Source organism: Oceanicaulis sp. HTCC2633 (assembly GCF_000152745.1).
Lineage (GTDB): Bacteria > Pseudomonadota > Alphaproteobacteria > Caulobacterales > Maricaulaceae > Oceanicaulis.
The window spans coordinates 3,096,469-3,110,854 of record NZ_CH672428.1; the positions used below are offsets into that span (position 1 = coordinate 3,096,469).

Below are 14,386 nucleotides of genomic sequence, written 5' to 3' on the forward strand. Positions count from 1 at the left end.
AGATATGCGCCAAACGGGTGCGCCCTGATGCTCGCCCGACTGGCGATGGACTGCTATCACGACGGCCATGATGACTGACCCCTATGCGATTCTGGGCGTGTCCCGCACAGCGAGCGCCGACGAGATCCGGCGCGCCTACCGCAAGCTGGCGAAGGCCTTGCACCCTGACGCACGCCCCGACGACAAGGCGGCGGAGGAGAAGTTCAAGGACGTCACCCAGGCGTTCAAGCTATTGTCCGACCCCGAACAGCGCGCCCGGTTTGACCAGGGCGAGATTGATGCGCAGGGCCAGGAGCGCCCGGCGTATCATTTCCGCTCACGCCCAGGCGGAGGCCCCGGCGATCGCGGCCCCAGCGGCCGGTTCGAGGATCTGGGGGATCTGTTCTCCGATCTGTTCACCGATTTCGGCGGCGCGCGGCAACGCGCCCAGCCCATGCGCGGCGCAGAGATCAAGGCGCGTCTGTCGGTCAGCTTTGAAGAGGCGATGAAGGGCGCGAAGAAGCGCGTCAGCCTGCCCAATGGCAAGTCGCTGGAAGTGGGCGTGCCGGCAGGCGTGGAGAGCGGCAAGGTGCTGCGTCTGCGCGGGCAGGGACATCCGGGGCGCGATGGCGGACCGGCGGGGGATGCGCTGATCGAAATCGTCATCGCCGAGCATCCCTGGTTCCGGCGCGAGGGCGACAATATTCGCCTCGACCTGCCCATCTCGCTGAAAGAAGCGCTGTTCGGCGGCGCCGTGCGGGCGCCGACCGTGGACGGCATGGTGGAGGTCCGGGTGCCTGCCGGCGCCAATTCGGGCGCCCAGCTGCGCCTGCGGGGCAAGGGCGCGCCCAAGAGCGAGGGCGGGCGCGGCGACCAGATCATCCGCCTTGTCATCGACGTGCCGCTCAACGATCCCGATCTCGAGGCCTTTATCGAGGACTGGACGCCGCCGACGGGTTATGATCCGCGAAAGCGTTTCATGTCATGATGCGTCAACTTCGCGGCGAAACCCTGTCAGCCGTGTTCAGCATGCGTTCAGCCCGGATCCGTCATTAAGTCTGTCATGAAACGAATTCTCACTCTTCTCCTGACCCTGGCCTGCGCCGCCGTGCTTGCGGATGCGCCCGCCTACGCCAAGGGTCACAAGGATGCGGCTCATGCCGTGGCCCAGTCCATTGTGCCGGTTTCGGTGGCGGTGGCGGCCGTGCGTCAGGCCTATCCCGGTTCCGAAGTGCTTTCGCACCGGCTCGTGAATGGTGAGAATCCCTATTACATGATCCGGATTCTGACCCCGGAAGGCCGCCGGCTGGATGTGCGCGTGGATGCGATTTCCGGTCGGGTGCGGCGCTAGCGGAGGACGCTGAGATGCGAGCGCTTATTGTCGAAGATGATCCGGACCTGCGTCGCCAGCTGTCGGATGTTCTGACCCATTCGGGCTATGCCGTGGATACGGCGGCCGATGGCGAGGATGGTCTGTTCCTGGGCGAGACAGAGCCCTATGACGCGATCGTGCTGGATCTGGGCCTGCCCAAGCTGGACGGCGTGACAGTGCTCGAGCGCTGGCGCGATGCGGGCATGTCCGCCCCGGTGCTGATCCTGACCGCGCGGGACCGCTGGAGCGAGAAGGTCGCGGGCTTTGACGCAGGCGCGGATGATTACCTGACCAAGCCCTTCCATCCCGAGGAATTGCTGGCGCGGCTGCGGGCGCTGACCCGCCGGGCGGCCGGTCATTCGAGCTCGACCCTGATGTGCGGCGATCTGAGCCTGGATACGCGCGGCTCACGGGTGTTTCTGGGCGACCAGCTGATCAAGCTGACCTCCCATGAATTCCGGATGCTGAGCTATCTGATGCACCATCGCGATCGGGTGATCTCTCGGACCGAATTGGTCGAGCATATCTATGATCAGGACTTTGATCGCGATTCCAACACGATCGAGGTGTTTGTCGGCCGTCTGCGCAAGAAGATCGGCTCCAACCGCATCGAGACTGTGCGCGGTCTGGGCTATCGACTGGTTGATCCGGGCGAGACCGAGAGTTCGGCGGCTGAGTGAGTGAGGGGGCCTCATCACCACCCCTGGTGACCCAGGGGTCGATGGTGCGCCGTCTGGTTCTGACGGCGCTGGGCTGGGCGCTGGTGCTGCTCGTACTGGGGGCGATGTCCCTGACCGCGCTGTTCCGCCAGACCGTGCTCAGCGATCTCGAAGATCGTCTGACCGGCGTGGCGGACGCGCTGATCGCCCATGTCGAGGTCAGCGGCGCGCTGAATCTGCGCCTCGACGAGGACCTGATCGATCCGCGCTTCTCCCAGACCTTCTCCGGACGCTATTGGCAGGTGTCCCTGCCCGGGGCGTCGGATGTTGAGCCGTTGCGCTCCCAGTCTCTGGCCGATGCATCCTTGTCCGCCCCCGACAAGGCTCTGGGTGAAGCGCTCAGCACGCCGGGACGTCCGGTCAGCTCGATGACGAAAGGCCCCGATGGCGAACCGCTGAGGCTGGTGATCCGCGCCATTCTGATCGAGGGTGTGGAGCAGCCCTTGCTGGTGATCGCGGGCGAGGACCAGCGCCCGGCGAATGCGCGCATCCTGCGCTTCGGCCTGGCTTCAGCCGGATTGTTCTTCCTCTTCACCATTGCCCTGGCGGTCGGCGTCTTCGTGCAGGTGCGCGTGGGCCTTGCGCCTGTGCTGCGGATGGGGCGGGCGGTCGCCGATGTGCGGGATGGCCGCGCGGACCGGGTGAGCGGGGTCTATCCCGCCGAGCTGATCACGCTGGGCGGCGAGCTGAACAAGCTGCTCGATCATTCCCAGGAAGTTGTCGAGCGGGCCCGCACCCATGTGGGCAATCTGGCGCATGCCCTGAAAACGCCGCTGACCGTGCTTTCCAACGAGGCGCGAGATCAGGAGGGGCCGCTGGCGCGTCAGGTCGACAGACAGACCCGGCTGATGTCCGAACAGGTCGAGCATCATTTGCGACGGGCGCGCGCGGCGGCCCATGCCCGCACGATCGGCGCCCGGGCGCCTGTGGACCGCACGCTGGATGACCTGGGACGCACCTTGCAGAAAATCTATGGTCGTCAGGGGATCACGCTCAACTGGTCCTGTGAGGGCCGGATCGTGTTTCGCGGCGAGAAACAGGATCTCGAGGAATTGCTAGGCAATCTGATCGACAATGCCTGCAAGTGGGCGGCGAGTGCGGTGACCGTGTCCGCCAGCCTGCGTGACGGCCAGCTCTATCTGTGCGTTGAGGATGACGGGCCGGGGCTGACGCCCGAGCAAAGCCAGGCCGTGCTGGCGCGCGGGGTCAGGCTTGATGAGCAGGCCCCGGGCACGGGGCTTGGGCTGGCCATCGTGGTGGATCTGGCCCGGGCCTATGAGGGCGCGCTCGAACTCGACCGGTCCGGGCTGGGCGGGCTGCAGGCGTGTTTGTGGTTGCCGGCTCTTGTGGAAAGCTGACATTAACCGCGTTCAGTTATCTCCTTACTCAACGTGCTTGTCTTGGTGATCCGATGGGGCCGCTCTCTGCGGGGAAAGTCGAAAAACTGTCCATGCTGCTCGCTCACATGTCGGTCGAGCGGGTGGACGGTCTTGTCGATCTGGCCCGGGAGATGGATCCGGGCATGGCGCGCATGCTGGAGTTTTGCCGCTATGGCGCCGAGGGCGCGGCGTGCCGACAGTTCTTCCTGCCTCTCAAGGACGCCATTGGCGACCGCTCCGTGATCGAGCCGTCCCGCGCGCTGATTCCGGAGGCGCTTCTGGTGCCGCTGTGGAGCTGGATCAGCGCCGATCTTGATCCTGAAGCCGCCGCCGCCGCCATGGACGCCGCGTCCACCTTCTCCCATGACCTTGATGACGAGGCGCTGGATGACGCCCGCGTGCGGGTCGCCGGAGCCATGTTTGAAACCCTGGACTCGCTCCGGGACGAACCCAAGGAAAGCAAGCGCTTGCGCCATCAGCTGGGCGTGACCGACTTTGACGAGATACGCTCCATTGCGGGTCTTCTGAAGAGCGTGCCGGCCTTGCGCGAGGCGCTCGACGGTTTGCCCGATGAGATCGAGAAGATGGATGACGAGGTCTGTGCGGAGCTGCGGGACCGCTATGAACAGGCCATTGAGGAATTGCCGGAGTCCGGGGTCTGGGTGCTGCTGATGACCATGGCGCGGGTGCACAAACCCTGGCGCATGCTGCGCGTGTTCGAGCGTATCGCGCGGCGCGATGATGACTTCCTGCTCACCCATACGGACATGTCGAGCGTGGGTGAGGCGCTGCTCAGTGACGCCGAATTCTATCTCAAGGGCTTCAAGACCACGCCCAGGACGCCTGAACAGGTGGAGCGCTGCGTGAAGGCGGTGACCCAATTCGCCGCCGTGACCGTGGGCATGACCCGCGAGATCGGCATTCGCAAGGACGGAACCTGGGGCAAGCGCCTGTTCGAGCTCCGGAACGCCGCCAGCCTGCAGATGGAGGCGATCCATGAAGAGGCGCGGCGCATGTTCGAGCATGCCCTGCCGGAGACAGGACCCAGACGGCGTACGCGTGAGATTCCTCATCCGGGCGACCCCGTGTTCGACGAAGCCGAAGCGGTCTGCGGATTTCTGTACAGCGTGAAGGATGATGCGGCGCGGGCCGCCGTGGGCAATGCGCACGCCCATCTTCTCGACGAGTTGCGTGAAGCGAGCGAGAAACTGGGCGAGGAAATCCTGGCGCGCCTGCGGCGCAATGTCTCAGATGATGTGGAGGCGGATCGCGCTCGATTGCGTGAAGTGACCCGTTTTCTCGATGTACTGGGCATGCGGGAGGCAGGCGAAGTCCTCCTGCGCCGAGCCGCCGCAGTCCAAGCGGCCTAATTCGCCTTCAAAGCGGGCGGGTGACAGTCTATCTACCCCCCTATGACACAGAAGACCCCTCCCATCGCCCTGGAAGACCGCGCCAGTGACGGCGCGCGCCTGAGTTCTCCGAGCGCTGCGCGCAATCGTGAGCCGATCATGTCCGCTCTGGGCGAGAGATTGCCCGACGGCGCCCGCGTTCTGGAGATCGCCAGCGGCACGGGGGAGCATGCGCTCGCCGTGGTCAGTGCGCGCCCGGATCTGAGATGGACGCCCAGCGATCCTGATCCCAAATCCCGCGCCAGCGAGAACGCCTGGGCGGAAGACGCCGAAGGCCGCATTCGCCCGGCGCTCGATCTTGATGTCTGCGCACCGGGCTGGTGGGACGGACTGGAGTCCGTGGAGGCGATCTATTGCGCCAACATGATCCATATCGCGCCCTGGCAGGCGGCGGAGGGGCTGTTTGACGGCGCTTCGAAACTGCTCACGCCGGAAGGCGCCCTGCATCTGTATGGCCCTTTCCTGGAAGGGGCGGACACGGCGCCGTCCAATCTCGACTTTGACGCCAGCCTCAAGCAGCGCGATCCGCGTTGGGGCGTGCGTCCGCTGGCGGATGTGGATGCGCTGGCGAGCCGTCATGGCCTGGAACGCGTCGAGCGCCTGGTCATGCCGTCCAACAATCTGTTGCTGACCTTCAAGCGGGGCAAAGCATGATGGTCTTCATTGTGCTCACCGCGGTGATCGGCGCCGTGGCCGCATGGCGATTGGCCATGCCCTTCCTGAAGACCGGACAGGCCGGCGCAGGACGTCTGGCCTCGCTCGTCATGGTCCCGGTCGTGCTGCTGGGCGCGCTTGGATTTTACTTCGTCAATGGCGAGCCGGAGACGCCCGGCGCGCCCTATGCTGAAGTGGCTCAACGCCTGGCGGACACCAATCCCGAGGAGCTGACGTCCGAGGAACAGGAAGCGCGTTTGCGCGCAATCCTGCGCGAGAACCCCGAGGATGTTCAGGCCCTGACGCTGCTGGGTCGTTTCCTGTCACGCACGGAGCGTGAACTGGAAGCGGTCACCCTGTTCACGCGCGCGCTGCAGATCGAGGAGGATCCGCGCATCCTGTCGGATATGGGGCAGGCGCTCGTGGTGCTCAATAACGGTCAGGTCACGCCGGAAGCCGAACGGGCCTTTGAAGCGGCCAACGCCCTTGATCCCAGCCTGCCGGAACCGGCCTTCTTCCTGGGGTCGGCCTATTACGCCCGCGGCGAACGCAACGAGGCCGCCGCAGTCTGGTCCGACATCATCATGCGTCTGGATGACGGCGATCCGTTCCGGGCGGCGATCGCGGCGCGGGCGGCGGACCTTCTGTCCCGTCCGCAAGGCGGTCCGGGGTCTGCCGGGGCGGCGCCCTTTGCTGACGCCATCGCGGCGGGCGTTGCGCCCGAGGACCTGGCCGAGATGATGGTGAGCCGTCTGGAAGCGCGGCTTGAGGATGATCCTGACGATCTGTCAGGCTGGCTGACGCTGGCGCGGGCGCGCTGGACACAGGGCCAGACCGAGGCCGGGCTTGAGGCGCTGGAGCGCGCCCGGTCGCGTTTTGAAGACAATGCCGGCGCCCTGGCCCTGATATCAGCCATGCGGACCGCCTTTTCGGTCGAGGAGAGCGAGCAATGAGAAAAGCCCAGCGACGTCTCTGGATCACGCTGGCGGCCGGTGTGGTCCTGGTCGGGGCGGCGGCGCTCGCCATGACCGCGATGCGCGACGCCATGGTGTTCTTCTACTCGCCCGCCATGGTGGCCGAGAACCCGCCCCAGCCCGGTCAGCGCGTGCGCGTCGGCGGTCTGGTGCTCGACGGTTCCGTGGAGCGTCCGGCGCGCGGCGGCGCCAATTTCACCATCACCGATGGCGGCGGGGAAATCCGCATCAGCTATGACGGCTCGCTGCCGGATCTGTTCCGCGAAGGGCAGGGCATTGTGGCCGAGGGCGTGTTTGATCCTGAGGGCCGCTTTGCCGCCGATACCGTGCTGGCCAAGCACGACGAGACCTACATGCCGCCCGAAGTCGCCGCAGCCCTGCGCGAATCCGGCATGTGGCACGAAGAGGCGGGCGACCATGAGGGCTATGGCGGACCCGAGGGGTATCGCCCGGCCGAAACGGAGCGTCCGTCATGATTGCAGAGCTTGGACGCTATCTGATCGCGCTGGCGCTGCTCGCGAGCCTGGTGCAGATCTTCGTCGCTTGGCGCGGCGCGGGCGGCGTGGGCCGTACCGCCTATGTCAAGGCTGGGCAGGCAGCGTCGGAAATCGCCGTTCTGGCGGCGGGCGCGGCGATGATCCTGCTGATCGCGAGCTTCCTGCGCTCTGACTTCTCCATCGCCTACGTGGCGGCGAACTCCTCGGTCGACAAACCGCTCGCCTACAAGATCGCCGCCAGCTGGGGCGGGCATGAAGGCTCCATGCTGCTCTGGTGTCTGCTGCTGGCGGTGTTCGGCTATGGCCTCGCCCGCTTCGGCCCGAAGGATGACGGCTTGCGCTCGCGCGCTGTGAGCTTTCAAGGGCTGCTGCAGACCCTGTTCTTCGGTTTTCTCGCTTTCGCGTCCAACCCGTTCGAACGCCTGTCGCCCGTGCCGCTTCAGGGCGCCGAGCTCAATCCGATCCTGCAGGACCCGCTCCTCGTGATCCATCCGCCCATGCTCTATGTGGGCTATGTGGGCCTGTCGACGGCCTTCGCGATCGCCGCGGCGGGCCTGATGCAGAAGACGCCGGGCCGGGCGCTCGCCGCTGCGATCCGTCCCTGGGCGCTGGGCGCCTGGACGGCCTTGACCGCCGGCATCGCGCTTGGGGCCTTCTGGGCCTATTACGAGCTCGGCTGGGGCGGCTGGTGGTTCTGGGATCCGGTCGAGAACGCCAGCTTCATGCCCTGGCTTCTGGGCGCGGCGCTGATCCACTCCTCCATCGCCACGGAGAAACGCGGCGCCTTTCCGGGCTGGACCGTCTTTCTGGCGCTTCTGGCCTATATCCTCTCCATCCTGGGCGCCTTCCTGGTGCGTTCGGGCGTCATCACCTCGGTGCACGCCTTCGCACTCGATCCCGAACGCGGGGTCTGGATTCTGGGCATGCTGGGCGTGTCCTCGGTCGCGGGCTTCCTGCTGTTTGCGTTGCGCGCCGGTTCGCTGGGCGAGGGGGACGGGTTTGAACCCACGTCCAAGGAAGCGCTGATCGGCGCCAACAACCTGCTGCTGGCGGCCACGTCCGGCGTGGTGCTTGTGGGCACGCTGTACCCGATGCTGCTCGAAATGATGGGGGGCGCGACCATTTCGGTCGGCGCGCCCTATTTCAACGCCGCCGCCACGCCCTTGCTGCTGATCGCGGCGCTGCTGATGCCCGTCGCGCCCTTCCTGCCCTGGTCGAATGGCGGTCTGAAGAACGCGGTCTCGCAAATGCGCGCGGCGCTGATGCTGATCCCGGTCGCGGCGGTGATCATTGCGCTCTTGTTCGCCGGCGCCAGCCCGCTGGCGGTTGTTGGCGGCGCTATTGGCGTCTGGGCCATTTCGGGCGCCGTGATGGATCTGGGCCAGTTCCTGCCCGTCGCCATGGCGCGCGGACAGAAGCTTCTGGTGATCGGACGCGCCATGGCCCATGCCGGCGTTGGCTTCATTGCGCTCGGCGCGGCGGCTGACGCTTCGCGTCCGCCGGATCAGAACATCGCGCTGGCGCCGGGCGAAAGCGTCGCCATTGCGGGCCGCGAGCTGACGCTGGACGGCGTGCGCCGCGCGGATGGTCCGAATTATATGGCTGACCGCGCGCGCATTCTGGTGGATGGCGGCGAGGGGGGCGTGATGTCGCCCGAACGCCGCTTCTACGCCGGCGCCAATCAGACCACGCGCGAGGTCGCGCTCAAATCCTCGATCGCTGGGGATCTTTATGTCTCGGTGGGCGAGGCGCGTCTGCGTCAGGACGGCTCGACCGCCTTTGAAACGCGGGTCGCCTTCCACCCGCTGATCTGGTCGTTGAGTCTGGGGGCCATCTTCATTGTTCTGGGCGGCGGGTTGTCGCTGACGGGACGGATGCGCGCCCATGCGCCCCTGGTCGAGCGAGATGCGTCGGCCCGGCCCGCGGAGGCGGTGTGATGAAGGCTCTGATCCTCGCGCTGGCCCTCGCGGCGCAAGCCGCGCCGGCAGGCCAGCTCTCCGCCGATGACGAGGCGCGCGCCCAGGCGCTGATGCGGGAAGTGCGCTGCATGGTCTGCGCGGGGGAATCCATTCTCGATTCCAACGCCGCACAGGCGCAGGACATGCGTCGCTATGTGCGCGAGCAGGTGGCGCAGGGCGCTGATGACGACGCGGTCCGCGAGGCGCTGGTCCAGCGTTTCGGCTATGCCGTGCTGATGCGTCCGCCGGTGGATTCCAATACGATCCTGTTGTGGGTGACGCCTGTGGTGCTGGTGCTTCTGGGGGGCGGGCTGTTGGCGAACGCCATGCGCAAACGTCCCACAAAACCGTGAGCAGGCCTTGTCTTGAAGCCTGAGCGGGACGTCGCCACCTCATCACGGTAATCAGAGGATGAGAGGCTGGGATGGCGCGATCGCAGAAAGTCACGTTTGAAGGCGCAGCAGGCGATGTTCTGGCGGCGCGGCTGGACCGCCCGAATGGGCCGATCAGGGCCTGGGCCCTGTTCGCGCATTGCTTTTCCTGCTCCAAGGACGTGCACGCCGCTCAACGGATTTCCCGACGCCTGACCACCCATGGCTATGCCGTGTTGCGGTTCGACTTTACCGGGCTGGGCCAGTCCGAGGGTGATTTCGCCAACACCAATTTCAGCTCCAATGTGGAAGACCTGATCAAGGCGGCGGATTATCTGCGCGAGACCCAGGAGGCGCCGCGTCTTCTGGTCGGTCATTCCCTGGGCGGCGCGGCGGTCATCGCGGCGGCGCCCTCCATCCCGGAAGTGAAGGCGGTCGCCACCCTGAACGCCCCGGCGGACGCTGAGCATGTGCGTCATCATTTCAGTCGGGATGAGGTGGAGGCGATCGAGGCCAACGGCTCCGCCCGCGTCTCGCTGGCCGGACGCGATTTCACCATCAAGAAGCAGTTCCTGGACGATATCGAGGACCACAAGCTTGAAGCCGTGGTCGGCGAGATGAAGGCCGCGCTCCTGATCGCGCATTCGCCCATAGACGAGACGGTCGGCATCGAGAACGCCACGCGCCTGTTCGTGGCCGCCCGCCATCCCAAGAGCTTTCTGAGTCTGGATGACGCCGATCATCTGCTGAGCCGGGAGGCGGACACCAATTACGCCGCGGACGCCATCGCCGCCTGGGCGAGCCGTTATGCGCCGCCGGCGCCGGTCGGGCGGCCGCCGCAACTGAAGGCCGGCGAGACAGCGATTGTCGCGGAGACCGGGCTGGGCGGCTTTCACAGCTGGGCGGTGACGGGCGAGCACGCCTTCATCGTGGATGAACCCGAACAGGTTGGCGGGCTGGATGGCGGCCCGGCGCCCTATGATCTTCTGTCGGCGGCGCTCGGCGCCTGCACCACCATGACCTTGCGCATGTACGCCAATCACAAGGGGATCGAGCTGGGGCGCATCACGACAAGGGTCACCCATAGCAAGGTGAAGGCCGAAGGGCCGTCAGACCTGTTTGAACGCGAGATCGAGGTGGAGGGTCTGGAAGACGAATCCCTGCAACTCAAGCTCCTGGAAATTGCGAACAAATGCCCGGTGCACCGCACGCTGGAACGCGGCGCGCATGTGGAAAGCCGCTATAAAACAACGCGCTGAGACGCCTCGCCTGATAATTACGGAACCGTAAGGTTGCCGTAATATTCCTGTCAGCCGCACCCTGTCATCAAATTCATGTTCCCATGGACCGGTTCGCCGGTTCTGACCCGCGCAAAGGACTGTGATTGTCTGCCATGAAACTCACCCAACGTTTGATCCTGTCCGCCGCTGTCGCCGCTCTCTCTCTGGGAGCCGTGACCACATTCGCCGTGAACGCGCAGGAAGCGCCGTCCGCCTATTCCCATGCTGCGCCGAATGGCGCGCCGATGAGCTTCGCCAGCCTGATTGAGCAGGTCAGTCCGGCCGTGGTCTCCATCGAGGCGGAAGGGCGTGTGGATAGCGCGAATGCGCCGGACATGTCGCAACTGCCGCCGCAATTCCGCGAGTTTTTCGAGCGCTTTGGAGGCATGCCGGATCAGCCGCGCGAGCGCCGCGCCCAGGGCTCGGGCTTCTTCATCTCCGCAGACGGCTATGTGGTCACCAACAATCACGTCATCGAGGGTGCGGACACGATCCGCGTGGTGCTGACGGACGGACGTTCTCTGGATGCGACGGTTGTGGGCACGGATGTGGCCACCGATCTCGCCTTGCTGCGCGTGGCTGAAGAGGACGAGCCCTTCGCCTATGTGGAGCTGGAACGCGATCTGAACATCCGCGTCGGCGACTGGGTCGTGGCCGTCGGAAATCCGTTCGGCCTGGGCGGCACCGCCACGGCGGGCATCATCTCCGCGACGGGGCGCCAGATGGGCGCCGCGCAAGCCTATACCGACTTCCTGCAGATCGATGCGCCGATCAATCGCGGCAATTCCGGCGGTCCGGCCTTTGACCTGGATGGCAAGGTGATCGGGGTGAACTCCGCCATCATCAGCCCGACGGGCGGCAATGTGGGCATCGGCTTCGCCATCCCCTCCGATCTCGCCGCCACCGTGATCGATCAGCTGATCGAAAACGGCGAGGTGCGCCGCGGCTATCTGGGCATCGCGCCGGCGGTGCTGACCGATGATCTCAAGGACGCGATGGGCCTGGCGGACGATCTGGAAGGGGTTCTGATCAACCAGGTGCTCGATGACACGCCGGCTCAGGCTGCAGGCCTCGAGAATGGCGACATCATCCTCGAAATCAATGGCGAGCCCGTTGACGATCCGCGCGAGCTGACCCGTCGGGTCGGGGCTTTCGCGCTGGGCGAACGCGTCGCCTTCCGCATTCTGCGCGACGAGCGCGAGCGCACGATCCGGGTCGAGCTGACCGAGCGTCCTGACGCCTCGACCCCGGCCCAGACCGCCCCGTCCGAAGCTGGCGCTGCGGCGCAATTCGGTCTGGCGCTGAGCGTGCCGGATGAGGCCGAGCGTGAAGCGCTCGAGCTTGAGGGCCGCGGCCTTCTGGTTGAAGGCGTTCGTCCGGGTTCTGAGGCCTCGGAGAAGGGTCTGCGTCCGGGCGATGTGATCCTTGAAGCGGGCGGGCGCGATCTGAACGCCCTGTCCGATTTCGAGGCGGCCGTGGAGGATGCGCGTGAGCGCGACCGCCGCGCGCTTCTGGTCTTCGTGGTGTCCCAGAACGGCCAGCGCCGTTACGCCGCGTTGGAAATGCCGTCCGAAGAGGCGGATGAATAACAACAACACGCAGGCGCCGGGTCGGGACGGCCGGCGCCTGTTCTGGTTCGGGAGAGTGAGTCATGCGTATTCTGATCGTGGAAGACGACCGGGAGGTCGCGGGCAACATTGCGAAAATGTTGCGTGAATCCGGACATGTGGTCGATATGGCCCATGATGGCGAGGATGGCCTCGCCATGGCGCGTGACGGCGCGTTCGACGTGCTGATCGTGGACAGGATGATGCCGCGCCGCGACGGCCTGTCGATGATCTCCATCCTGCGTGAAGAGGGCGACAAGACGCCCGCGCTGGTGCTGTCGGCCCTGGGCGAGGTGGATGACCGCGTCGCCGGTCTGACCGCAGGCGGCGACGACTATCTTGTCAAACCCTACGCCCCTTCCGAGCTTAAGGCCCGTGTGGACGCCCTGGCGCGACGCCGGGACCCCGAGGCGCTGAAGACCCGCCTTCAAGTGGGCGATCTGGAAATGGATCTTCTCGCGCGCACGGTGAAGCGCGGGGAAGAGGCGATCCAGCTGCAGCCGCGCGAATTCCGCCTGCTGGAATTTCTCATGCGTCACGCCGGACAGGTCGTGACCCGCACCATGCTGCTGGAAAAGGTCTGGGACTATCATTTCGACCCCCAGACCAATGTCATCGACGTGCATATCTCGCGGCTGCGTTCGAAGATCGACAAGCCGTTCGACACCTCCATGCTGCACACCGTGCGCGGGGCAGGCTATCGTCTGTCCAACTAGGCCTGAGCGGCGGGGGACACACTGGACACGCAAACCCATAAAAGCTGGCGGGCGCCCGCGTTTCTGCGGACGACCGCCTTCCGGCTGACGCTGCTGTCTGCGGCGCTGTTTGCGCTGTCGAGTTTCGTGATCCTCGCGCTCGTCTACGCCGCGTCCGTCAGCGCCGCGCTGCGCCGGGCGGACGCGTCGATTTCCGCCGAAGTCGCCGAGATCCAGACGCTCTATGGCGAGCGCGGCTACCAGGGCGCCTATCGCTATCTGGTCCAGCGTTCGGTCGGCGGCGGCGAATTCTTCTACATGCTGCTCGACCCGCAAGGGCAACAGCTGGTGGGCAATATCTATGGCCTGCCCGAAGCCCCGACCGATCCCCAGGGCCGGGTGCGCTTCACCTATGACCGTCAGCCCGTGGACGGGGTGATCGACCGCGCCGAGGAAGGCCGGGACGCGCGCGGCCAGATCGTCGAGCTGGGCGATGGCTATCAGCTCTTCGTCGGTCTCGACGTGGAAGAGGAAAGCCGCTTCGTCGCCAACACGCTGAACTCGGTGCTGATTGCTTCGGGGCTTTCGCTGGCTCTGGGCATCGTGTCGGGCGCCGTGGTGTCGCGGCGCTTTGCGCGGCGTCTCGACGGCATTAACGAGGCGGCCCGCGCGGTGATGACCGGCAAGCTCGACACCCGCGCGCCTCGCACTTATTCGGGCGATGAGCTCGATGAGCTCTCGCGCAATTTCAACGACATGCTCGACCGCGTGGAAAACCTGATGCACCGCATGCGCACGGCGGGCGATTCCATCGCCCACGATCTGCGCCTGCCGCTGACCCGGATGCGCGGGCGGATCGAATCCGCCCTCGTCGAGGAAGGCGATGTGGAGGCGCGCGAGGCCGCGCTGATGCAGGCCGTCAGCGATGTGGACGAGCTTTTGAAAACCTTCAACGCGGTGCTCTCCCTGTCGCGCCTTCAGACCGGCGAGCGCCGCCGCGCCTTCGAGAGCATCAATCTGGGCGCGCTGATGGAAGACATGTGCGAGCTCTACGAGCCGGTGTGCGAGGATGCGGGCACCGAATTCCTCTGCGAATGCACGCCCGATCTCATGCTGACAGGGGATCGCGAGCTGATCGCCCAGGCCATCGCCAACCTGCTCGACAACGCCATCAAGTACACCCCCGATGGCGGCGCCATCGCCTTGCGCGGTCGCAAGACGGGCGAGGGGCGGATCGAGCTGTCGGTCACCGACACCGGCCCCGGCATTCCCGCCGAGGATCGCGAGCGGGTGCTGGAGCGCTTTGTGCGCCTTGATCGCTCACGCAATCAGCCCGGCGTGGGGCTCGGCCTGTCGCTGGTGCACGCCATCGCGGAAGTGCATGGCGCGACCCTGAGCCTTGATGACGGCCCCGGCGCCGTGGACGGCGCGGGCCCCGGCCTCAGGATCGCTCTGACCTTTCCGAAGCGGAAAGCCTGAGCGGACGTCTTGC

General features: G+C 65.9%; 14 protein-coding genes. All 14 read left to right on the plus strand.

The genetic code is table 11. The features are described from left to right. The first annotated feature begins 67 nt into the window (after positions 1-67). The 14 genes from OA2633_RS14670 (at position 68) to OA2633_RS14735 (ending at position 14,373) form a co-directional block, all read left to right on the plus strand. A complete protein-coding gene (locus tag OA2633_RS14670; RefSeq protein WP_009803366.1) occupies positions 68-967 on the plus strand; it encodes a DnaJ C-terminal domain-containing protein in 900 nt (299 codons plus the stop codon). 75 nt (positions 968-1,042) lie between these two features. Continuing rightward, positions 1,043-1,330: a PepSY domain-containing protein gene (locus OA2633_RS14675; RefSeq protein ID WP_009803368.1), complete on the plus strand. Its 288-nt coding sequence runs from the start codon at positions 1,043-1,045 to the stop codon at positions 1,328-1,330. Positions 1,331-1,344: 14 nt separating this feature from the next. Beyond that, the gene (locus OA2633_RS14680; RefSeq protein ID WP_009803369.1) at positions 1,345-2,031 is read left to right on the plus strand and encodes a response regulator transcription factor; all 687 of its coding nucleotides are present in this window, start codon (positions 1,345-1,347) and stop codon (positions 2,029-2,031) included. Positions 2,032-2,057: 26 nt separating this feature from the next. Next, complete coding sequence (locus tag OA2633_RS14685) at positions 2,058-3,428, plus strand: sensor histidine kinase (RefSeq protein ID WP_241760720.1); 1,371 nt, start codon at positions 2,058-2,060, stop codon at positions 3,426-3,428. A 92-nt stretch (positions 3,429-3,520) separates the two neighbouring features. Continuing rightward, positions 3,521-4,819 carry a hypothetical protein gene (locus OA2633_RS14690; protein WP_009803371.1) on the plus strand — a complete coding sequence of 433 codons (1,299 nt, stop codon included), beginning with the start codon at positions 3,521-3,523 and terminating at the stop codon, positions 4,817-4,819. Between the two features lie 42 nt (positions 4,820-4,861). After that, positions 4,862-5,512, plus strand: a complete 651-nt coding sequence (locus tag OA2633_RS14695; RefSeq protein ID WP_009803372.1) for a DUF938 domain-containing protein — start codon at positions 4,862-4,864, stop codon at positions 5,510-5,512. Next, positions 5,509-6,465 carry a tetratricopeptide repeat protein gene (locus OA2633_RS14700; protein ID WP_009803373.1) on the plus strand — a complete coding sequence of 319 codons (957 nt, stop codon included), beginning with the start codon at positions 5,509-5,511 and terminating at the stop codon, positions 6,463-6,465. The genes OA2633_RS14695 and OA2633_RS14700 overlap by 4 nt, the downstream gene beginning before the upstream one ends. After that, the gene (gene ccmE, locus OA2633_RS14705) at positions 6,462-6,962 is read left to right on the plus strand and encodes a cytochrome c maturation protein CcmE (protein WP_009803374.1); all 501 of its coding nucleotides are present in this window, start codon (positions 6,462-6,464) and stop codon (positions 6,960-6,962) included. Before OA2633_RS14700 ends, ccmE begins: the two co-directional genes overlap by 4 nt. Next, complete coding sequence (locus OA2633_RS14710) at positions 6,959-8,920, plus strand: heme lyase CcmF/NrfE family subunit (protein ID WP_009803375.1); 1,962 nt, start codon at positions 6,959-6,961, stop codon at positions 8,918-8,920. The genes ccmE and OA2633_RS14710 overlap by 4 nt, the downstream gene beginning before the upstream one ends. Beyond that, positions 8,920-9,294, plus strand: coding sequence for a cytochrome c-type biogenesis protein (locus OA2633_RS14715; RefSeq protein ID WP_009803376.1), 375 nt, complete (start codon positions 8,920-8,922; stop codon positions 9,292-9,294). The genes OA2633_RS14710 and OA2633_RS14715 overlap by 1 nt, the downstream gene beginning before the upstream one ends. A gap of 71 nt (positions 9,295-9,365) precedes the next feature. Beyond that, positions 9,366-10,571, plus strand: a complete 1,206-nt coding sequence (locus tag OA2633_RS14720) for an alpha/beta fold hydrolase (protein ID WP_009803377.1) — start codon at positions 9,366-9,368, stop codon at positions 10,569-10,571. Positions 10,572-10,705: 134 nt separating this feature from the next. Next, positions 10,706-12,181 (plus strand): Do family serine endopeptidase, encoded by a 1,476-nt coding sequence (locus OA2633_RS14725; protein ID WP_009803378.1) that lies wholly within the window; start codon positions 10,706-10,708, stop codon positions 12,179-12,181. Between the two features lie 62 nt (positions 12,182-12,243). Continuing rightward, positions 12,244-12,915: a response regulator transcription factor gene (locus tag OA2633_RS14730; RefSeq protein ID WP_009803379.1), complete on the plus strand. Its 672-nt coding sequence runs from the start codon at positions 12,244-12,246 to the stop codon at positions 12,913-12,915. Positions 12,916-13,041: 126 nt separating this feature from the next. Further along, on the plus strand, positions 13,042-14,373 hold the full coding sequence (locus OA2633_RS14735; RefSeq protein WP_009803380.1) for a HAMP domain-containing sensor histidine kinase: 1,332 nt from the start codon (positions 13,042-13,044) through the stop codon (positions 14,371-14,373). The last annotated feature ends 13 nt before the right edge of the window (positions 14,374-14,386 follow it).